Here is a 22476-nt window from a genome sequence, read left to right as displayed (position 1 = left end):
GATCCGCCGGGCGCAGGCCCTTTCCTTTTCCCGCTTCCCGCTACGGGCGCAGTCGCACCGGAAGCGTCTCCAGGCCCTGCATCATGAAACTCTTGCGCCAGCGCAATTCCGAATCCGGCACGGCGAGGGAAAGGCCGGGGAATCGGGTGAGGATATCGCGCAGCGCGATTTCCATTTCCGCACGGGCGAGCGGCGCGCCGACGCAGTAGTGGATTCCGTGCCCGAATCCCAGATGTCCGTTGGTGGACCGGGCCACATCGAGCATGTGCGGGCAGGCGAACTTCGCCTCGTCCCGGTTGGCCGACCCGAGCAGCACCGACACGTATTCGCCCGCCCCGACGGTCACGCCGCCCAGTTCCAGCGGCTCGGTCGCGTAGCGCAGGGTCGCCCGGTTCCCCGGACCCTCGTAGCGGAGGAATTCCTCGTTGGCGGCCGGAATGAGGGCCGGGTCCTCGCGGACCGCCGCGAGCTGTTCCGGATGGTTCAGCAGCGCCCGCACGCCGTGCCCGATCATGTTCACGGTGGTTTCGTATCCCGCCACCACCAGCAGGAAGACCGTCGAGACCAGTTCCACGTCGGACAGCTGGTCCTGGTCGTCGCGGGCGGTCACCAGGGCGCTGATGAGGTCGTCGCCCGGATCGGCCCGCTTCTGCTGGATCATCGCGCCGATGTGCTGCCCGAACTTCGCCATGTTCGCGCCGGCGTTCTCGTTGTCGTTCGACATGATGGCGCCCGTCAGCCCCACCAGGATCGGCAGGTGCTCGGCCGTGATGCCCAGCAGCTCCCCGAGCACCTTGACCGGGAACACCGCGGTGTAGTGCTCCACGAGGTCCACGGTGCCGTCGCCCGATTCCGCGGCGGCCTTCTCGGCCGCGTCCAGCAGGTCCGCGCTGATCCGCTCGATCGTGGGCCGCAGCCGCTCCACGCTCCGCGCGGTCAGGGCCTTGTTGACCAGCTTGCGCAGCCGGGTGTGGCCCGGCGGGTCCATGTTGAGCATGTGCCGGCCCACCGAGCTGTGCTCCAGCCGGGGCGTGCCGCCGGCGCTCATCTCGCGGTCGAAGTAGCCCAGCTCGACGGAGGTGTCGATGTCCTTGGACAGCGCCGGGTGGGTCATCGCGACCCGGGCCTCCTCGTGGCTGACAACCGCCCATACCCGCAGGCCGCTGGGCAGCAGCATCCGGTGCACCGGCCCCTGCGCCCTGAGGCCGGCGAAGGCCGGATAGGGGTTGCTCAAAAACTCGTCATCCATTATCGGAAGGGACACGAATACTCCTCGGATTGCTTTATAGGGGTTGCCTGGCGGGCTCTGGTAGGGGTTTCCTCAGGGGTTTATAGGGGCTGATAGGGGTCGCCCTGGGTAACACCACTATTGAAGTTGATCTCGCTTGTCGGTTCGCATAGTATCGGCCGCCTGGCGGGGGAAGCCAAAGAAATTCATAAAGCTTTCTCCCGTTCGGTAAGAGCATTGGTCCGGATCAATGTGGTCGATCGGATGCGAGGGACACGCAATGGGGGAGCAGGGTGTGCGGGCCGGCCTTGTCAGGCCGATCTCGGAACTCCTCCGGGAGCACGCACGCGAGCGCGCCGCCCGGACCGCCTACTCCGACGGGACGCGCGGCGTCACTTACGGGGAACTGGCGACGACGACGGGCCGGCTCGCCGGTCACCTCGCCGCCCTCGCGGACGGCCGCGGCCGACGCGTCCTCGTCCACCTGGGCAACCGGGTGGAGACGGTAGAGGGATTCCTCGCCGCGACCCGGGCGTCCCTCGTCGCCGTACCGGTCAACCCGCACGCGGGGGACGCGGAACTGAGGCACGTCCTCGACGACTCCGAAGCCGTCCTCGTCATCACCGACGCGCCCCGCCTCGCGCAGTACCGCCGCCTGGACGCGGTCGGCCACGGCATCCGCTTCGTCGTCCTCTCCGCACCGGGCGACACCCCCGAGGACACCCCCGAGGACACCCCCGCCACCCCCGCCACCCCCGCCACCCACGACGTCCACGACTTCGCGCGGCTGTGCGCCACCGACCCGGCCGTGCCCGCCCCGGACGACCTCGGCCTCGACGAGGTCGCCTGGATGCTCTACACCTCCGGCACCACCGGCGCCCCCAAGGGCGTCCTGTCCACCCAGCGCGCCGGCCTCCGGTCCGTCGCGGCCGGCTACCCGGCGGTCCTCGGCATCACCGAGGACGACCGGCTGCTGTGGCCCCTGCCGCTGCACCACAGCTTCGCGTTCAACCTCTGCGTCCTCGGCGTCACCGCCACCGGCGCCTCCGCGCGGATCATGGCCGACTTCACTCCGGGCGAGGTGATCGCCGAACTGCGCGCGGCCCCGTACACCCTGATGGCGGCCGTCCCGACGCTGTGCCACCACCTGCTGGACAGCGCGGGCGAGGGCGAACCGGCCCTCACCGGACTGCGGGCGTTCCTGGTGGCCGGCGCGGTGACCGGCGCGGCCCTCGGCGAACGCTTCGCCGAGGCCTTCGGCGTCCCGCTGATCGACAGCTACGGCAGCACCGAGACCACCGGCGTCATCACCTGCAACCCGCTCACCGGACCGCGCGTCCCCGGCTCCTGCGGCCGCCCCGTACCGGGCCTGGGCCTGCGCGTCGTCGACCCGGCCACCCGGCTCGACGTCTCCGGCGGCGACGAGGGCGAGATCTGGGTCGACAGCCCCAGCCTGATGCTCGGCTACCACCACGCCCCCGAGGCGACCGCGGCGGCCTTCCACGACGGCTGGTACCGCACCGGCGACCTGGGACGGCTCGACGCCGACGGCTTCCTGACCATCACCGGACGGCTCAAGGAACTGATCATCCGGGGCGGCGAGAACATCCACCCCGCCGAGATCGAGGACCTGATCCGCGCCGACGAAGCCGTCGCCGACGCCGCCGTGGTCGCGCGCCCCCACCCCGGACTAGGCGAGGTCCCCGTCGCCTACGTGGTGCCCAAGGACGGCCGGAGCCTGTCGCCCGCGGACATCCTGACCCGGTGCCGCGAGCAGCTCGCCTACTTCAAGGTGCCCGCCGCGCTCCACCTCACGACCCGCATCCCCCGGACCGCCTCCGGCAAGACCGTCCGCGGCCTGGTCGGGAACGGCTCCGAGCCCTCGCGGCTCCTCGCGGCCGGCTCCACCCACCACGAGCGGGTCGGCCGGACCCTGCCCGAACCGGCGCCGCTGCCCGCCTCGCTCCCCGCCGACGACACGAGCGCACTGGCCGGCACCCCCGTGCTCCTGATCACCGGACCGGGCGAGCAGGACCGCGCCGCGGCCCTGGCCGCCCACCTGACCGGCGCCCACCTGTGCCCGGACGTCGTCCGCGCCGCCTGCGACCCCGCCGACGCCGAGGCGGTCGACCGTGCCCTGACCGGCTTCGACACGCACGCCGTGGTCCTGCTCACCCCCACCGGGCCCGGTGCCGTACCCGGTACCGTCTTCGACGCCGTCGCCCGGCGCCTGCGCGCGGACGGCCGTACGGCGCTCTCCCTGAGCGCGGCACCGGAGGTCACCGGGCGGGAGCTGGCCGAAGGCCTCGACGCCGCGCTGATCGAGGGCGAACCGGCCGTCCGCGTCCACGCGTTCGGCGACGAGCCGGCACGCGCCACCGCCACCGCCACGGCCACCGGGGACCCGGCACTGACGCTGAGGCTGACCGCGGAACTGGCCCCCCTGGGCGAGGCCGGCCGCGAACGGCGCCTGCTGCGCATCGTCGCCGACGCCATCGCCGACGTCCGCGGCACCGCCCCCGCCTCCGACCCCCGCGAGCGGTCCCGGCCGCTCGGCTTCGACTCCATGGCCTCGGTCAGGCTGGCCACGCGCCTGTCCACCGCCACCGGCCTGCGGCTTCCGGCCTCGCTGGCGTTCGACCACCCGAGCCCGCTCCTGCTGGCCCGCTTCCTGCGCGGCGCACTCCTCGACGGGACCTCCGCCCCCGCGCAGGGGGAGCGGGCCGGGCAGGACCCGCGGGCCGACGCCGCCGACCCGGTCGTCGTGGTCGGCGCCGCCTGCCGGTTCCCGGGCGGTGTGGGATCGCCCGAGGAACTCTGGCGGCTGGTCGCCTCCGGCGCCGATGCCGTCGGCCCCTTCCCGCAGGACCGCGGCTGGGACCTCGACGGCCTGTTCGACGCCGACCCCGACGCGCCCGGGACCACGTACACCCGCGACGGCGGGTTCCTCGACGGGGCCGCCGAATTCGACGCCGGCTTCTTCGGGATCTCCCCGCGCGAGGCCCTCGCCATGGACCCCCAGCAGCGGCTGCTGCTGGAGACCTCCTGGGAGCTGTTCGAGCGGGCGGGCATCGACCCCGACTCCCTGCGCGGCAGCCGCACCGGCGTCTACGCCGGGCAGATGTACCACGACTACGCGCCCCGGCTCGCCGGGGAGAGCGGCCTGGAGGGGTACCTCAGCACGGGCGGCGCGGGCAGCGTCCTGTCGGGCCGGCTGTCCTACTTCTACGGGTTCCAGGGCCCCGCGCTGACCGTCGACACGGCGTGCTCGTCCTCCCTCGTCGCCCTGCACCTCGCGGCCGAGGCCCTGCGCCGGGGCGAATGCTCGCTCGCCGTGGCCGGCGGTGTCGCCCTGATGTCCACCCCGGCCTCCTTCGTCGACTTCAGCCGCCAGCGCGGACTGGCCCCCGACGGCCGCTGCAAGCCCTTCGCCGCCGCCGCCGACGGCACCGCCTGGTCCGAGGGCGTCGGCCTGCTCCTCGTCGAGCGGCTCTCGGACGCCCGCCGCAACGGCCACGAGGTCCTCGCGGTCCTCAAGGGGTCCGCGGTCAACCAGGACGGCGCATCCAACGGCCTGTCCGCCCCCAACGGCCCCTCCCAGCAGCGCGTCATCCGTCAGGCCCTCGCCAACGCCGGCCTGACGGCCCGGCAGGTCGACGCCGTCGAGGCCCACGGCACGGGCACGACCCTCGGCGACCCCATCGAGGCGCAGGCGCTCCTCGCCACCTACGGACAGGACCGGGCGGCGACGGACCGGCCGCTGTGGCTGGGCTCCGTCAAGTCGAACCTGGGGCACACCCAGGCCGCGGCGGGCATGGCCGGCGTCATCAAGATGATGACGGCGATGCGCCACGGCATCCTGCCCCGCACCCTGCACGTCGACGCGCCCACCCCGCACGTCGACTGGACGGCCGGCCGGGTCGAACTGCTCGGTGAGAGCGTCACCTGGCCCGAGACGGGCGAACCCCGCCGGGCCGCCGTCTCCTCCTTCGGCATCAGCGGTACCAACGCCCACGTCATCCTGGAGGAAGCACCGCCCCTCAGCGCGCCGGAGCCGCCGACGGCGGACGCCCCCCTGCCCCTGTGGGTGCTGTCGGGCCGGGACGCGCAGGCGGTGCGGGCGCAGGCGGGCCGGCTGCTGGAGCGGGTGACGGCGGACACGGACCTGCACGTGGCGGACGTGGCCTTCTCGCTGGCGACCTCGCGGGCGGCCCTGGGCACCCGGGCGGCCGTGGTGGCGGCGGACCGGGACGGTCTGCTGTCCGCCCTGGAGGCCCTGGCCGCGGGCCGTCCGGCGTCCGGGGCCGTCGAGGGCGCGGTGTCCGGCGGGAAGCTTGCCTTCCTCTTCTCCGGCCAGGGCGCGCAGCGTCCGGGGATGGGCCGTGAGCTGTACGGGGCGCAGCCGGTGTTCGCCGCCGCGTTCGATGAGGTGTGCGCGCACTTCGACCTGCCGCTGAAGGAGCTGGTGTTCGGGGGCGGGGAGGAGATCCACCGCACGGAGTTCACCCAGCCGGCCCTCTTCGCGGTCGAGGTGGCGCTGTACCGCCTGCTGGAGTCCTACGGCATCCGCCCCGACTTCCTGGCGGGTCACTCGATCGGCGAGATCGCCGCCGCGCACGTGGCCGGGGTGCTGTCGCTGGCGGACGCGGCCCGGCTGGTGTCGGCCCGTGGTGCGCTGATGGGCGCGCTGCCGGAGGGCGGCGCGATGGTCTCCGTCCAGGCGGCCGAGGCCGAGGTCCGCCCGCTACTCCGCTCCGATGTGGACATCGCGGCGGTCAACGGGCCCTCATCAGTGGTGATTTCAGGCGCCGAGCGGGCCGTACTGGAGGTCGCCGCGCAGCTGGCCGAGCGGGGCCACAAGACCAAGCGCCTCACGGTCTCGCACGCCTTCCACTCCCCGCTGATGGAGCCGATGCTGGAGGCCTTCCGCGAAGTCACCGAGTCCCTCACCTACCACGCCCCCGAGATCCCGCTCGTCTCCACCCTCACGGGCACCCTCGCCACCGCCGGGGAACTGACCTCCCCCGCCTACTGGGTGACGCACGTCCGCGAGGCCGTCCGCTTCCACGACGCCATGCGCCACCTGGAGACGGCCGGCGTCCGCACCTACCTGGAGATCGGCCCCGACGCCGTCCTCACCGCCATGGGACAGGCCTGCCTCGACGAACCCGCCACCCTCCTGCCCCTGCTGCGCCGCGACCGCGCCGAGACGGTCACCCTGACGTCCGCCCTCGCGGGAGCGTTCGTCCGCGGCTTCGACCCCGACTGGACGCGCCTGCTGTCCGGTCGCCGCGTCGACCTGCCGACGTACCCGTTCCAGCGGCAGCGCTACTGGCCCGCCGCGCCCCTGACGGCCGCCTCCGGTCGCCTCCCCGAAACGGACGACGACCTGCTCTACCGCGAGACGTGGGAGCGCCTCGACGACCCCTCCGAGGCGCCCGCAGCGCCCGGCTCCTGGCTGGTCGTCACGGACGCCGGCCGCCGGGCGGGGGCCACCGACGCCGTCCTCGCCGCGCTGGCCGACCGGGGCGCCCACGTCGTGGAGCTGCCCCTGACCGCCGCCGAGCACGACCGGACCGTCCTCGCCCGGCGGATCGCCCCCGCCCTCCCGGCGGACGGCCTCGCGGGCGTGCTGTCCCTCCTCGGCGTCGACACCGGCGTCAACACCGACACCGGCACCGGCGTCGGCACCGGCGGAGAGACCGCCGACAGCGCCGACGCGACGGCCGCCACCCTCGCCCTGATCCAGGCCCTCGGGGACACCGGCCTGTCGGCGCCCCTGTGGATCGCCACGCGCGGAGCCGTCGCGGTCGACGGCCACGACGACGGCCCCGTGCGTCCCCGCCAGGCCCAGCTCTGGGGCCTGGGCCGGGTGGCCGCGCTGGAACTCCCCGCCGGCTGGGGCGGCCTGGTCGACCTGCCCGAGGAGCCCGACGCCGACGCCCTGCGACGGCTGTGCGCCCTCCTGTGCGGCGGCGCCGACGAGGACGAGACCGCCCTGAGGCCCTCCGGGCTCCACGCCCGGCGGCTGGTGCGGACCGGCTGGTCGGGGTCGCAGCCCGCCCGCGACTGGTCGCCGCGCGGCACCGTCCTGGTCACCGGCGGCACCGGCGCCCTCGGCGGCCACGTCGCCCGCCGGCTCGCCGAGGCCGGCGCCGACCACCTGCTGCTCGTCAGCCGGCGGGGCGCCGACGCCCCCGGCGCCGCCGCGCTCGTCGAAGGCCTGGCCGCCCTGGGGGCCGAGGTCACCCTCGCGGCCTGCGACGTCTCCGACGAGGACGCCCTCGCCGCCCTGCTCGCCGAGGTGCCGGCCGAACATCCGCTGACGGCCGTCTTCCACACGGCCGGAGTCCTCGACGACGGCGTGCTGAGCGCCCTCACCCCCGCGCAGCTCACCGGCGTACTGGCCGGCAAGACGGACGCCGCCCTCACCCTGCACCGGCTCACGCGCGGCCTGGCCCTCGACGCGTTCGTCCTCTTCTCCTCGCTCGCCGGCGTCCTCGGCGCCGCCGGACAGGGGAACTACGCGGCGGCGAACGCCGCCCTGGACGCCCTCGCCCGGCAGCGCCGCCGCGAAGGCCTGCCGGCCACCGCCGTCGCGTGGGGCGCCTGGGACGGCGAGGGCATGGCCGCGGCCGACGCCGTCGTCCGCGAACGCATGCGCCGCACCGGCTTCCGCCCGATGAGCCCGCGGCGGGCCCTGCGGCTGCTGGACGGCGCGATCCGCCACGGCGAAACCGCCGTACTGGCCGCCGACATCGACTGGGACCGGTACGCACGGGCCCACGGCCCGGCGGCCCGCCGGGCCGTCCTGCGGGCGATCACCGGCGCGGCGCTCCCCGGACCGGCGTCCGGATTCGCCGGCACGCTGGCAGGCCTGAGCCCGGACCGGCAGCGCGCGGCCCTCGTCGAACTGATCCGCGGGCACGCCGCCGACCTGCTGATGCACCCGTCACCGGACGCCATCGCCCCCGAGCGGTCCTTCCGGCAGCTGGGCTTCGACTCGCTGGCCTCGGTGGAACTCGGCAGCCGGCTCGGCGCGGTCACCGGACTGCGCCTGCCGGCCTCCCTCGCCTTCGACTACCCCAGCCCGGTCGCGCTGGCGGAGTTCCTGCGGGGCGAACTGGTCGGTTCGGTGACCGAGGCCGCCGTGGCGGGCCCGGTGGCGGACGCCGCCGACCCCGTGGTGGTCGTCGGGGTCGCCTGCCGCTTCCCGGGCGGGGTCACCTCGGCCGACGGCCTGTGGACCCTGCTGGCGGACGGCGTCGACGCCGTGGGCCCGTTCCCGCAGGACCGCGGCTGGGACCTCGACGGCCTGTTCGACGAGGACCCCGACGCGCCCGGGACCACGTACGCGACGGCGGGCGGCTTCCTGCCCGCCGTGGGCGACTTCGACGCCGGCTTCTTCGGGATCTCCCCGCGCGAGGCCCTCGCCATGGACCCCCAGCAGCGGCTGCTGCTGGAAACCTCCTGGGAGCTGTTCGAGCAGGCGGGCATCGACCCCGACTCCCTGCGCGGCAGCCGCACCGGCGTCTACGTCGGATCCAACGGCCAGGACTACACGGCCCTGGTGGCGCGGTCCGCCGAGGACCTGGAGGGCTACCTGGGCACGGGCGGCGCGAGCAGCGTCGTCTCGGGCCGGATCGCGTACAGCTTCGGCTTCGAGGGGCCCGCGCTGACGGTGGACACCGCCTGCTCGTCCTCCCTCGTCGCCCTGCACCTCGCGGCGGAGGCCCTGCGGCGCGGCGAGTGCGGACTCGCCCTCGTCGGCGGGGTGACCATCATGTCCACCCCCGACGCCTTCGTCGACTTCAGCCGCCAGCGCGGCCTGTCGCCCGACGGGCGGTGCCGGGCGTTCGCGGCGGCGGCCGACGGCACCGGCTGGTCCGAGGGCGTCGGCCTGCTCCTCGTCGAGCGGCTCTCGGACGCCCGCCGCAACGGCCACGAGGTCCTGGCGGTCCTCAAGGGGTCCGCGGTCAACCAGGACGGCGCCTCCAACGGCCTGTCCGCCCCCAACGGCCCCTCCCAGCAGCGCGTCATCCGCCAGGCCCTCGCCAACGCCGGCCTGACGGGCGGGCAGGTCGACGTGGTGGAGGCGCACGGCACCGGGACGCCGCTCGGCGACCCGATCGAGGCCCAGGCCCTGCTCGCCACCTACGGGCAGGACCGCCCGGCCGACCGTCCGCTGTGGCTGGGCTCCCTCAAGTCCAACCTCGGCCACACCCAGGCCGCGGCCGGCGTGGCCGGCGTGATCAAGATGATCCTCGCGATGCGGCACGGCCTCGTCCCCAAGACCCTGCACGTGGACGCCCCGACCCCGCAGGTCGACTGGACGGCGGGCGCGGTCCGGCTGCTGACCGACCCCCTGGCCTGGGCCCCGGCGGACGAGCCGCGCCGCGCGGCCGTGTCCTCCTTCGGGATCAGCGGCACCAACGCGCACGTCATCCTGGAGGAGGCACCCCCCGCACCCGCCGCCCCCGCACCCGCAGCCCCCGCCGGGCCGTCGGACCGCTCTCCCGCCGCCGCGCCCTGGCCGCTGTCGGGCCGTGACGCGGACGCGCTCCGCGCCCAGGCCGAGCGGCTGCTGGCCCGGGTGTCGGCCGATCCCGGGGCCGACCTCACGGCCGTGGGCCGGTCGCTGGCGGTGAGCCGCAAGGCCTTCGAGCACCGTGCCGCCGTGGTCGCACACGACCGGACCGAGGCCCTGGCCGCCCTGGAGGCTCTGGCCGGCACGGCCCCCGACCCGGCCACCCCGGGCAGGTCCGCCTTCCTCTTCACCGGCCAGGGCGCGCAGCGCCCCGGTATGGGCCGTGAGCTGTACGAGGCCCAGCCGGTGTTCGCCGCCGCGTTCGACGAGGCGTGCACCCACTTCGACCTCCCCCTGAAGGACCTGGTGTTCGGGGGCGGCGAGGAGATCCACCGCACGGAGTTCACCCAGCCGGCCCTCTTCGCCGTCGAGGTGGCGCTGTACCGCCTCGCGGAGTCGCTGGGCCTGCGTCCGGACTTCGTCGCCGGTCACTCGATCGGCGAGATCGCCGCCGCGCACGTGGCCGGGGTGCTGTCGCTGGCGGACGCGGCCCGGCTGGTGTCGGCCCGCGGCGCCCTGATGGGCGCGCTGCCGGAGGGCGGCGCGATGGTCTCCGTCCAGGCGGCCGAGGCCGAGGTCCGTCCGCTGCTGTCGGCCGACGTCGACATCGCGGCGGTCAACGGTCCGTCGGCGGTGGTGGTTTCGGGCGCCGAGGCGGCCGTCCTGGAGGTGGCCGCGCAGCTGGCCGAGCGGGGCCACAAGACCAAGCGCCTCACGGTCTCGCACGCCTTCCACTCCCCGCTGATGGAGCCGATGCTGGAGGCGTTCCGTGAGGTTGCGGAATCCCTCACCTACCACGCCCCCGAGATCCCGCTCGTCTCCACCCTCACGGGCACCCTCGCCACCGCCGGGGAACTCACCTCCCCCGCCTACTGGGTGACGCACGTCCGCGAAGCCGTCCGCTTCCACGACGCCGTCCTCCACCTGGAGGCCGCCGGCGTCCGTACGTACCTGGAGATCGGCCCCGACGCCGTCCTGACCGCGATGGCCCAGCAGTGCGTCACCGAGGCCCACGCCGGGGCGACCGGGTTCGTCCCCCTCATGCGCCGCCGCCAGGCCGAGGAGCACACCCTCGCCGCCGCCCTGGCCGCGCTGTTCGCCCGGGGCACCGACCCCGACTGGGCCGCGTACTTCGGCCCCGGTACCCGCTCGCCCGGCGTGCCCGGCTACGCCTTCCAGCGGCAGCGCTACTGGCCGCGCCCGCGCCCGGCCGGAGCGTACGAGCCGGACGCGCACCCGCTGCTCACCACCGTGCTCGACCACGCGGCCTCCGACGAGGTGGTCCTCTCCGGCCGCCTGTCGGCCCGTACGCACCCGTGGCTGGCCGACCACGTGGTCAACGGCACGGTGATCGTGCCCGGCACCGCCTTCGTGGAGATGGCCCTGCGCGCCGGCCGCGAGGCGGGCTGCGACACCCTCGACGAGCTGACCGTCCTCGCCCCGCTGCGCCTGCCCGAGGCCGCCGTGGCCGAGGTCCAGACGGTGCTGGCACCCGCGGACCCCGACGGGGAACCCGGGCCCCGGTCGGTGGCCGTGTACGCGCGGCCGGCCGGTGACCCCGACGCGGCCTGGACCCGGCACGCGAGCGGGATCCTCACCGGCTCCGCGCCGGCCGTCGTCCCGCCGGCCGGGTCGCTGGTGTGGCCGCCGGACGGTGCCGAACCGGTCGGGGCGGGCGACGCGTACGTCCGCGCCGCCGCCATGGGATTCGACTACGGCCCGGCGTTCCAGGGCCTGAAGGCCGCCTGGCGCCGGGGCGACGAGATCTTCGCCGAGGTGGCCCTGCCCGCGGCGGACGCCGACGACGCGGCACGGTTCGCCTTCCACCCCGCCCTCTTCGACGCCGCCCTGCACACCGGCTTCATCGAGTCGCCCGGCGGGTCCGACGACGCCGGCCGGCTGCCGTTCACCTGGCAGGGGATGACCCTCCACCGGCCGGGCGCGGCCTCGGTACGGGCCCACCTGACGCGGACCGACGCCGACACCCTGTCGCTGGAGATCACCGACGCGCTGGGCGAACCGGTGGCCTCGGTCACCTCGCTGACCCTGCGCCGGATGCGCCCGGAGGACCTCGCGGGCGACGCCGCGGCCCTGCTGGAGACCGACTGGCAGCCGCTGGAGCCGGGCCCCGCGCCCACGGGCGCCGTGGCACTGCTCGGGCCCGACCCGGCGTCCGCCCCGACCACCGACCCGTCGTCCGCCCCGACCACCGACCCGGCGTCCGCCCCGACCACCGCCCCGGCGTCCGCCCTGGCCGATGCGCTCGCACCACTCGGCGTAGCCGTCACCACACACCCGGACCTGGAGGCACTCGAACGGGCCGCCGAGGCCCCCACCACGGTCCTGCACCTGCTGGAACTGCCCGAGCCGGCCGACCGGGACGACCTGGCCCGCCACGCCCGCGAGGCGTCCTGGCGGACCGCCTGCCTGCTGCGGCGGTGGACCGGGTCCCCGCTCGCGGAGACGGCCCGGCTCGTCCTGGTCGTCCCGAACGGCGACCCGGCCGGCACGACCCGGGGAGCCGTCCGCGCCCTGCTGCGCACCGCACAGGCCGAGCACCCCGGAAAGTTCCTCGTCGTCGAACTCGACGGGCGGCCCCGGTCCTGGGCCGCGCTGCCCGGCGCCCTCACCGTGGACGAGCGGGAGGCCGCCGTCCGCGACGGGAAGCTGCTGGCCCCCCGCCCGGTCCGCAGGGCCCAGAGCCCGACGCCCCCCGGGACCGCCCCCGCCGCCCCGGCGCCCGCCATCGACGGCACCGTCCTGATCACCGGTGGCACCGGCGGCCTCGGCGCGGTCGTCGCCGAGCACCTCGTACGCCGGCACGGCGCCACCGACCTGCTGCTGCTCAGCCGCAGCGGCGCCGACGGCCCGCGCGCCGGGGAACTCGCCGCGGACCTGCGCGGACTCGGCGCCCGCGTGACGCTCGCCGCGTGCGACGTCGCCGACCGCGAGGCCCTCGCCGCCGCGCTGGCCGCGCTGCCCCCGGACCGCCCCCTCAAGGCGGTCGTCCACGCGGCCGGCGTCGTCGACGACGGACTGCTCGGCACCCTGACGGAGGAACAGTTCGAACGCGTCATCCGGGTCAAGGCCTCCGGCGCCGTCGCCCTGCACGAGCTGACCAAGGGCGCCCCCCTTGACGCGTTCGTCCTCTTCTCGTCGGCGGCCGCCGTCATGGGCAGCCCCGGCCAGGCCAACTACGCCGCCGCCAACGGCTTCCTGGACGCCTTCGCCCACCACCGCCGCGCCCTCGGCCTGCCCGCCCAGTCCCTCCAGTGGGGCCCCTGGGCCGAGGAACGCGGCATGGCCGGCCGGCTCGGCCCCGAGGCCGTCGCCCGCATGGCCCGCCACGGCACCGTCCCGCTCACCAACGCCGAAGCCCTCGCCCTGCTCGACGCGGCGCTCGCGCTGCCCGACGTACCCAACCTCGTCGCCGCCCGGCCGGCCGCCGCCCCGGCCCGCACCCCGGCCGGCGCCCGCCCGCCCCGCAAGCAGCCCGCCGCCGAGCGCGGCGCGTTCGCCCGCAGGCTCGCCGGAGCGGACGCGGACACCCGCCGCAGGCTCCTCGTCGACCTGGTCCGCAACCAGACCGGATCGGTCCTCGGCCACGGAACCTCCGCCCACGTCCCGGCGGAACGCTCCTTCCGGGAACTGGGACTGGACTCGCTGGCCGCCATCGAACTGCGCAACCGGCTCGGCGCGGAGACCGGACTGCGGCTCTCGCCCACGCTCGTCTTCGACCACCCCAGCCCGGTCGCCCTGGCCGAGTTCCTCGACCGCGAGCTGGCACCGGCCGGCGACCGGCCGGACCCGGCCGTCGTGCGCCGGCTCGACGACCTCGCGGCGGGCCTGCGCACCGCCGCACCCGACCCCGTCACCGCCCGCTACCTGGAGGACCGGCTGCGCGCCCTGCTCGCCCAGGTCGGCGGCCCGGTCCGGCCACCGGCCGCCACCGATGTGGACGACGTCAGCGACGAGGAGCTCTTCGACATCCTGAACGGAGAAATCGGCCTCTGAGCCGTCTCCCCCCGGCAGCCGCACGGCCGGCCCGGCAGCGCGCGCACCGCGCGCCCCCGCCCCCTTCGCCCCCACCGCACCCCGAGGAACAGATGGCACACATCGCATTTTTCAGCGTGGCCGCCCACGGGCACGTGTCGCCCACCCTGGGCATCGTCGCCGAGCTGGTCTCGCGCGGTCACCGGGTCACCTACTTCACCACCCGGGCCTTCGAGGAGCAGCTCACCCGGCTCGGCGCGCAGGTGTGCCGCTACGACGTCGCCACCTCGCCCGGCCAGTCGCCGAGCGCCTTCGCCGAGAACGACCCGAGCGCCCTGCCCCTCTTCTTCCTGCACGGCAGCGCGGACCGCATGGCCCTCGCGGAGTCCTTCGTCGGCGCCGACCGCCCCGACGTCGTCGTCTACGACAACACGGTGCCGTTCGCCGGGCGCGCCCTGGCCCGCCGGTGGGGCGCGCGCGCCGTCCAGTTCTTCCCCTCCCTCGCCTCCAGCCGCTCCTACGCGCTGATGGACGCGATGCTGGCCCGCACCGGCCGCTCCGCCGCCCACGAGGCCAACGGCGCGGCGTTCGACGCACGGCTGGCGGAGTTCCTCGCCGCCGCCGGCCTCGACGGGGTCGGCGCCGAGGAGTTCATGGACTTCGAGGAGGAACTCAACCTGGCCTTCCTGCCCAGGGAGTTCCAGCCCGAGGCGACCGCCTTCGGCGAGCACTACCGCTTCGTCGGACCCAGCCTGGGCGGCCGGGAGGCCGAAGGCACCTGGCACCCGCGGGACACCGACCGCCCGGTGGTCTTCGTCTCCCTCGGCACCGTCTTCAACCGCGCCACCTCCTTCTACCGGACCTGCGTCGAGGCGTTCGCCGACAGCGGCCTGCACCTGGTGCTGTCCATCGGACAGCACGCCGACCCGGCGGACCTCGGCACCCTCCCGCCGCACTGCGAGGTGCACCGCAGCGTCCCCCAGCTGTCCGTCCTCGCCCAGGCCGCCGCGTTCGTCACCCACGGCGGCATGGGCAGCACGATGGAAGCCCTCTCCTTCGGCACGCCCATGGTCGTCGTCCCGCAGATGGTCGAACAGGAGATCATCGCCGACCGGGTCGTCGAGCTGGGCCTGGGCCTGCGCCTCGACCCGGCGGACGCCTCCGCCGAGGCGCTGCGGGCGGCCGTACGGGCCGTCACCACCGACACCGCGATCGCCGCCACGGCGGCCCGCTTCCGGCGGCTGAGCCAGGACGCGGGCGGCGCCGCCGCCGCGGCCGCGGCGATCGAGGCACACCTGGCGGGCACCGGCCCCGCCCCGCAGACCAAGGCGGCCGCGATATGACGGGACAGAGCGTTCTCATCGTCGGCGCGGGCGCCGTCGGCACCCTGCTGGCCTGCGACCTCCTCCAGCAGTCCGTTCCCGTACGGATCGTCGACGCCAAGCCCCCGCAGGAGGAGTTCGACCCGCACTCCCGCGCCGTGATGATCTGGCCCCGGGTGCTGGAACTCCTGGAGAAGACCGGCATCGCCGACGAGCTCGTCTCCCGCGGCTTCCGGGCCGACGACGTCAGCTTCTTCTCCCGCGGACGCCGCCTGGGCACCGTCCCGATGACGAAGCTGGGCGCGGCCCGCCCCTACGGACTCGGCATCGTCCAGAGCGAGCTGGAGGTGCTGCTGCACCGCCGCCTCACCGAACTGGGCGGCACCATCGAGTACGGGGCCGAGCTGACCGCGCTCGACACCTCCGGCCCGCTCCCCACCGCCACCCTCCATCACGCCGACGGACGCACCGAACAGGTGGAGACGGACTGGCTGATCGGCGCCGACGGCGCGGGCAGCGTCACCCGCCGGCTCCTCGGCATCCCCTACCCCGGCATCCCCTTCCCGCTCGGCATCGCGCTCGGGGACTTCCCCGTCACCGGGCCGCGCGTCTCCACCGTCGAGTACCACTACGCCGACAGCGGGCTGCTGCCGCTGGTCCACCTGCCCGACGGCGTCTGCCGCCTCGCCACCATCGTCGCTCCCGGTGAAACCGACTGGTCGGACCGCCCCCTGGCGGACTGGCAGCGGATGGTCGACGAGCGCACCAGCCTGCCGTACCGCCTCGGCGAACCCCTGTGGACCCGCACCTACCACCCGCGCCCCGGAGTCGCCGAACGGTTCCGCGAGGGCCGGGTCGTGCTCGTCGGCGACGCCGCCCACTCGGTGGTCCCCCTCGGCGGCCAGGGCCTCAACCTCGGCCTCCAGGACGCCCTCAACCTCGGCTGGAAGCTCGCCGGCGTCGTGCGCGGCGACTGGGACGAGCGGATCGTCGACACGTACGACACCGAACGCCGCAAGGCCGTCGGGCAGGTCCGCACCGTCATCCGCACCGAGATGGAACTCTCCGGCCCGGCCACCCCCCGCGACCGCCGCCTGCGCGACCTGAAGGTGGCCGCCGCCCACCGCACCGGCCTCCTGCGCCACGTCGCGGCCCCCCTGATGAGCCAGGTCGGTCTCGGCTACGCGGCGGGCGACGAACCGCTGTGGCGCTCCGCGCTGCACCGCCGGGCCCGCCCCGGAGACCGGCTCCCGTTCTTCCACCGGACCCGGCAGCACGCCGGGGCCCCCGTCCTCGACCAGCGGGAGCACATCGCGCTGCTCTGGCCCGGCCGCCGGCCGGCCGCCGACTGGCAGACCGTGGCCGACGGCGCCCGCCACGTCCTCGCGGACCGCCTCGCCGTCCACGACCTCGCACGACTGTCGCCGTCCGGGCGCGCCGCGATCGGCCCGCTGTTCGGCCGACAGCCGGTGATCGCCCTGGTCCGTCCCGACGGCCACCTGGCCCACCTCGCCGCCGCCCACCGGCCGGCCGAGTCCCTGGGCCACCTGGACCGGCTGGTGTCCCGGCCGCTGACCCCCTCACGAAGCAGGTGAGCCCCATGCGGACCCTCCTCATCGACAACCACGACTCGTACACCTACAACCTGTTCCAGCTGCTGGCCGAGGTGAACGGCCAGGAGCCCGTCGTCATCGCCAACGACGCGGCCGCCGTCGCCGACCTGGACCTCGACGGCTTCGACAACATCGTCATCTCGCCCGGCCCCGGCCACCCGGCGCGCTCCCGCGACTTCGGCGTCTCCCGGGACGTCCTGGTCAAGGCGAGCGTCCCGGTCCTGGGAGTCTGCCTCGGCCACCAGGGGCTCGCCGTGTGGGCGGGCGGCGAGGTCGTGCCCGCCCCCGTGCCGGTGCACGGTGAGGTCGCCCGGGTGCGGCACGACGGCGACGAACTGTTCGCGGGCATCCCCGAGGAGTTCGGCGCCGTGCGCTACCACTCCCTGTGCGTGGCCCAGCCGCTGCCCTCCGACCTCCAGGCCACCGCCTGGTCCGAGGACGGCGTCGTCATGGCGCTGCGCCACCGGCTGATGCCCCGCTGGGGCGTGCAGTTCCACCCGGAGTCCATCGAGACCGAGTACGGCCGCCGGATGCTGGCCAACTTCCGCGACCTGACGCTGGCCGACCGCGCCGAACGCACCGGCGGCCGGCCGGCCTCCCACGCCGCCGCCCCCGCCGCCCGCACCCAGGACGCCGACGCCCAGGACGCCCCCGCCGCGTCCGCCGGTACGCGGACCGCGCCGGCGCCGCTCGCCCGCCCCGCCGCCGGGGACGGGGACCGTACGCACTACACCCTGCACGTGGCCGAACTGGACACGGCGGTGGACACCGAGACCGCGTTCGCCACCCTCTTCGCCGGCTCCCGCAACGCGTTCTGGCTCGACAGCGCCCGCGTGGAGCCGGGCCTGTCCCGCTTCTCCTTCCTGGGCGACGCCACCGGCCCCCTCGCCGAGACCGTCCGCTACCGGGTCGACGAGGGCGTCGTCGAGGTCGCGTCCGCCACCCCGGCCGACCACCGCGAGTCCGTCTTCGACTACCTCCAGCGGGAACTCGCCCGCCGGGTGATCGACGCCCCGCCGCTGCCGTTCGACTTCACCGGCGGCTACGTCGGCTACTTCGGCTACGAACTCAAGGGCGACTGCGGGTCCCCGAACCGGTACTCCGCCCCGACCCCGGACGCCGTCTGGATCTTCGCGGACCGTTTCCTGGCCGTCGACCACCGGGAGGACCGCACCTACCTCCTCGCCCTCTCCCTCACCACCGACCCGGCCGGCCCCGCCGACGCCACCCGCTGGCTCGCCGACACCGCCGACGCCCTCGCCCGGCAGACGCCCCCGGCACCCCCCGCCGACGGCCCCCGCACGGTCTCCGTCGAGCCCCGGCTGTCCCGCGGCCGCGACGCCTACGTCCAGGACGTCCTGCGCAGCCAGGAGTACCTGACCGCCGGCGAGAGCTACGAGATCTGCCTGACCAACGTCGCCGAGCTCCCCGCCGTCGACGACGGCTTCACCACCTACCGCCGGCTGCGCCGGACCAACCCCGCGCCGTACGCCGCCTACCTTCGGCTCGACGGCACCGAGGTGGCCTGCTCCTCCCCGGAACGCTTCCTGAAGATCACCGCGGACCGGGTCGTCGAGGCCAAGCCGATCAAGGGCACGGCCCCGCGCGGGGCGACCCCCGCCGAGGACGACCGCGTCCGCCGGGAACTCGTCTCCAGCGCGAAGACCCGCGCCGAGAACCTGATGATCGTCGACCTGATGCGCAACGACCTCGGCCGCGTCTGCGAGGTCGGCTCGGTCCACGTCCCCGTCCTGATGGCCGCCGAGAGCTACGCCACCGTCCACCAGCTCGTCTCCACCATCCGCGGCACCCTCAAGGACGGCAACGACGCCATCGACTGCGTCCGCGCCGGCTTCCCCGGCGGCTCGATGACCGGCGCGCCCAAGCAGCGCACCCTGGAGATCATCGAGTCCCTGGAGGGCCGGGCCCGCGGCATCTACTCCGGTGCCATCGGCTTCCTCGCCTGCAACGGCACCACCGACCTCAACATCGTCATCCGGACCATGGTCCTCGCGGACGGGCGCTGGCGGATCGGCGCCGGCGGCGCCGTCGTGCTCGGCTCCGACCCCCACGACGAGTACGACGAAATGCTCCTCAAGGCCGACGCCCCCGCCCGCGCCATGCTGGCGGCCCGCCCGGACACCACCCCGCCCGCCGCCGAACGAACCGAAGGTGACCCCCGATGACCCCGCAGACCCCCGTCGACGTGACCGCGCTCGTCCAGGCCATGACCCTCGACGAGAAGCTCACCTTCGTCCACGGCTCCGACGACCCCGAGCACCTCGGCCAGTCCGGGTACATCCCCGGCGTCCCCCGCCTCGGCATCCCGGAGCTGCGGATGACCGACGGCCCGGCCGGCGTCCGCATGAAGCGCAAGACCACCACCGCGCTGCCCGCCCCCATCGCCCTGTCCTGCACCTTCGACGAGGAACTGGCCGCCCGCTACGGCGAGTACCTCGGCCACGAGGCCCGCGCCAAGCGCCAGGACGTGCTCATAGGCCCCATGATCAACGTGCTGCGCCAGCCCTTCGGCGGACGCAACTTCGAGCTGTACGGCGAGGACCCGCTCCTGGTCACCGCCATCGGCACCGCCGTGATCAACGGCATCCAGTCGCAGGGCGTCATCGCCATGCCCAAGCACTTCGCGGCCAACAACCAGGAAGAGAACCGGATGGCCGTCGACACCGTCGTCGACGAACGGACCCTCCGCGAGATCGAGTTCCCCGCCTTCGAGGCCGCCGTCCAGGCCGGCGCCGGCGCCCTCATGGGCGCCACCAACGGCGTCAACGGCCACCCCAGCTGCGAGAACGAAACCCTCCTGACCACGGTCCTGCGCGACGAATGGGGCTTCGAGGGCTGGGTGATGTCCGACTGGGACGCCGTCCACGACACCGTCGCCATCGAGCGCGGCCTCGACCAGGAGATGCCCGACGGCGCCCACCTCGGCGCCCCGCTGCGCGAGGCCATCGCCGAGGGCCGCGTCGACGAGGCCGTCCTGGACCGCGCCGTCACCCGCATCGTCAGCCAGATGGCCCGCTTCGGCCTCCTCGACACCGACACCCCGCGCGAGCAGCCCGACCGCGACCCCGAGCGGGGCCGCGCCCTCGCCCTGGAAGTGGCCACCGCCGGATCGGTGCTCCTGCACAACCCCCGGGGCGTCCTGCCGCTGTCCGCCGACAAGCTCACCGAGCCGGGCCGCGCCGCCCGCGGCCTCGCCGTCATCGGCCGGCCCGCCGTCACCCCCAAGACCGCCGGAGTCGGCAGCGCCCTCGTCGTCCCGGAGCACGCCGCCACCCCCCTCGACGTGCTGCGCGACCGCCTCGGCGAGGACGCCGTCGAGTTCCGCGTCGGCGAGGACCCGGCCGGCCGCCCCATCCCCGCGTCGGCACTCGTCCCCGCCTTCCACGAGGGCGAGGTCCCGGCCGGCCCCTCCACCGAGCCCGACTACTTCTACGAGGGCGAACTGACCATCGAGACGGAGGGCCGCTACCGCATCGCCGTCACCGCACTCGGCGGCTACGCGGCCATCGACCTCGAAGGCCACCCCCGCGTCTTCGCCGGCAGCTCCTTCGGCGACACCGCCGGCCTCACCGTCGACCTCCTCCCCGGCACCTACAAGCTGGTCCTCTCCGCCCTGCCGATGCCCACCAACCCCGTCCACCTCACCCTCGGCTGGATCACCCCCGAGCAGGCGCAGGCCGACATCGAGGAGGCCGTCGAGGCCGCCCGCGGCGCACAGGCCGCGGTCGTCTTCGCCTACGACGAGCTGGCCGAGCTCATCGACCGCCCCGCCCTCGCCCTGCCCGGCCTCCAGGACACCCTGATCACCGCCGTCGCCAAGGCCAACCCCAACACCGTCGTCGTGCTCAACACCGGCTCGTCCCCGACGATGCCCTGGCTCGACGACACCGCCGCCGTCCTGGACGTCTGGTACCCCGGCGAAATGGGCGCCGAGGCCACCGACGCCCTCCTGTTCGGCGACGCCAACCCCAGCGGCAAGCTCACCCAGAGCTTCCCCGTGGACGCCGACCACACCGCGGTCGCCGGCGACCCGCTGCGCTACCCCGGCGTCGACGGCCGCGTCGAGTACCAGGAAGGCATCTTCGTCGGCTACCGCTGGCACGACGAGCACGACGTCGCCCCCCTGTTCCCCTTCGGGCACGGCCTCAGCTACACCACCTTCGCCTACGAGGACCTCCGCCTCACCGCCGACGGCCGCGACCTGACCGTCTCCTGCACCGTGCGCAACACCGGCGACCGGGCCGGCCGCGAAACCGTCCAGGTCTACCTCGGCAGCAGCCCCGACGTCACCGCACCCCAGGCCCCCAAGGCCCTCGCCGGCTACGCGTCCGCCCACCTGGAGCCCGGAGCGTCCGCCACCGTCGAGATCGCCCTCGACACCCGCCGCTTCGAGTACTGGAACACCGACACCGGCGCCTGGACCGTCGCCGCCGGCCCGCGCACCGTCTCCGTCGGCCGCTCCTCCGAAGACCTCCCCCTCACCGCGACCGTCCGCGTCGACCAGGCCGGAACGGTGAGCCCGTGACCGGCACCCACCGGCGGATCCACACCCCGGTCTGCGTCATCGGAGCCGGCCCCGCCGGCCTGCTGCTCGCCCGGCTCCTCGAACTGAACGGCATCGACTGCGTCGTCCTGGAACGCCGCGGCCGCGACCACGTCGAACGGCGCGTCCGGGCCGGCCTCCTGGAACAGGGCACCGTCGAAGCCCTGCGCCGGGCCGGCGTGGCCGCCCGCCTGGACCGGGAGGGCCTGGTCCACGAGGGCTTCGAGCTGCGCGTCGAAGGGGAGACCCACCGCCTCCCCTTCACCAAGCTCACCGGGGAATCCGTGTGGATGTACGGACAGCAGGAGGTCGTCAAGGACCTCATCGCCGCCCGCACCGCCACCGCCGGAGCCCTCCACTTCGACGTCGACGACGTCGAGGTGCACCGGCTCGCCGGCGACGGCGCGACCGTCACCTGCACCCTCGACGGCCGCCCCACCGAGATCACCTGCGACTTCGTGGCGGGCTGCGACGGCTTCCACGGCGTCAGCCGCACCGCCGTGCCCGCCGCCTCCCTCACCACCGGCACCCACACCTACCCGTACGCCTGGCTGGGCGTCCTCGCGGCCGCCCCGCCCCTGTCCCCCGAACTCGTCTACGCCGTCGGAGAGCGCGGCTTCGCCCTGAGCAGCATGCGCTCCAACACCGTCAGCCGCCTCTACCTCCAGGTCCCGCCCGGCGAGAGCGCCGACACCCGCTCCGACGAGGACATCTGGGCCGAGCTCGACCTCCGCCTCACCGGCGGCACCGGCACCCTGCCCACCGGCCCCGTCCTCGAACGCACCCTCGTCCCGCTGCGCAGCTTCGTCTGCGCACCCATGCAGCACGGGCGGCTCTTCCTCCTCGGCGACGCGGCGCACATCGTTCCGCCCAGCGCCGCGAAGGGACTGAACCTGGCCGTCGCCGACGCCGAACTCCTCGCCGGAGCCCTCGCCGTCTGGTACGGCACCGGCCGCCGCGAGGCCCTCGACGCCTACTCGTCGACCGCCCTGCGCCGGGCCTGGCTCGGCCAGGAGTTCTCCCGGTGGATGACCGACCTGCTGCACACCGGCCCGGACGAAACCCCCTTCGACCGGGGCCTGCGCCGGGCGCGCTTCGAGCACCTGACGGGATCCACCGCCGCGGCGACCGACTTCGCCGAGCAGTACGTGGGGCTGTCGCGACGCTGA

At 74.9% G+C, this 22476-nt stretch carries 7 protein-coding genes; 6 read left to right on the top strand and 1 reads right to left on the bottom strand.

Going from position 1 to position 22476, the window contains the following annotated elements; translation table 11 throughout:
• Positions 1–40: 40 nt before the first annotated feature.
• The gene (locus OG295_RS40440; RefSeq protein WP_331733096.1) at positions 41–1264 is read right to left on the bottom strand and encodes a cytochrome P450; all 1224 of its coding nucleotides are present in this window, start codon (positions 1262–1264) and stop codon (positions 41–43) included.
• Positions 1265–1508: 244 nt separating this feature from the next.
• Here OG295_RS40440 and OG295_RS40435 point away from each other — a divergent pair, with 244 nt between their 5' ends.
• From OG295_RS40435 to OG295_RS40410, 6 genes are all read left to right on the top strand, one after another.
• Complete coding sequence (locus OG295_RS40435; RefSeq protein ID WP_331733093.1) at positions 1509–13829, top strand: SDR family NAD(P)-dependent oxidoreductase; 12321 nt, start codon at positions 1509–1511, stop codon at positions 13827–13829.
• 92 nt (positions 13830–13921) lie between these two features.
• Positions 13922–15151 carry a macrolide family glycosyltransferase gene (locus OG295_RS40430; protein WP_331733089.1) on the top strand — a complete coding sequence of 410 codons (1230 nt, stop codon included), beginning with the start codon at positions 13922–13924 and terminating at the stop codon, positions 15149–15151.
• Positions 15148–16725, top strand: a complete 1578-nt coding sequence (locus tag OG295_RS40425) for an FAD-dependent monooxygenase (RefSeq protein WP_331733086.1) — start codon at positions 15148–15150, stop codon at positions 16723–16725. Before OG295_RS40430 ends, OG295_RS40425 begins: the two co-directional genes overlap by 4 nt.
• A gap of 5 nt (positions 16726–16730) precedes the next feature.
• On the top strand, positions 16731–18929 hold the full coding sequence (gene pabB, locus OG295_RS40420; protein WP_331733082.1) for an aminodeoxychorismate synthase component I: 2199 nt from the start codon (positions 16731–16733) through the stop codon (positions 18927–18929).
• On the top strand, positions 18926–21289 hold the full coding sequence (locus tag OG295_RS40415; protein ID WP_331733079.1) for a glycoside hydrolase family 3 C-terminal domain-containing protein: 2364 nt from the start codon (positions 18926–18928) through the stop codon (positions 21287–21289). The genes pabB and OG295_RS40415 overlap by 4 nt, the downstream gene beginning before the upstream one ends.
• Positions 21286–22476, top strand: a complete 1191-nt coding sequence (locus OG295_RS40410; RefSeq protein ID WP_331733076.1) for a 4-hydroxybenzoate 3-monooxygenase — start codon at positions 21286–21288, stop codon at positions 22474–22476. Before OG295_RS40415 ends, OG295_RS40410 begins: the two co-directional genes overlap by 4 nt.

The sequence above is a fragment of the Streptomyces sp. NBC_01276 genome (genome assembly GCF_041435355.1).
GTDB lineage: Bacteria > Actinomycetota > Actinomycetes > Streptomycetales > Streptomycetaceae > Streptomyces.
The sequence above is the reverse complement of the archived record's forward strand: the minus strand, read 5'-3'. Positions and strand labels throughout refer to the sequence as shown.

Coding starts and splice junctions, on each gene's coding strand:
- OG295_RS40435 (WP_331733093.1), top strand. CDS start 1,509: ATGGGGGAGCAGGGTGTGCGGGCCGGCCTTGTCAGGCCGATCTCGGAA.
- pabB (WP_331733082.1), top strand. CDS start 16,731: ATGCGGACCCTCCTCATCGACAACCACGACTCGTACACCTACAACCTG.
- OG295_RS40415 (WP_331733079.1), top strand. CDS start 18,926: ATGACCCCGCAGACCCCCGTCGACGTGACCGCGCTCGTCCAGGCCATG.
- OG295_RS40430 (WP_331733089.1), top strand. CDS start 13,922: ATGGCACACATCGCATTTTTCAGCGTGGCCGCCCACGGGCACGTGTCG.
- OG295_RS40425 (WP_331733086.1), top strand. CDS start 15,148: ATGACGGGACAGAGCGTTCTCATCGTCGGCGCGGGCGCCGTCGGCACC.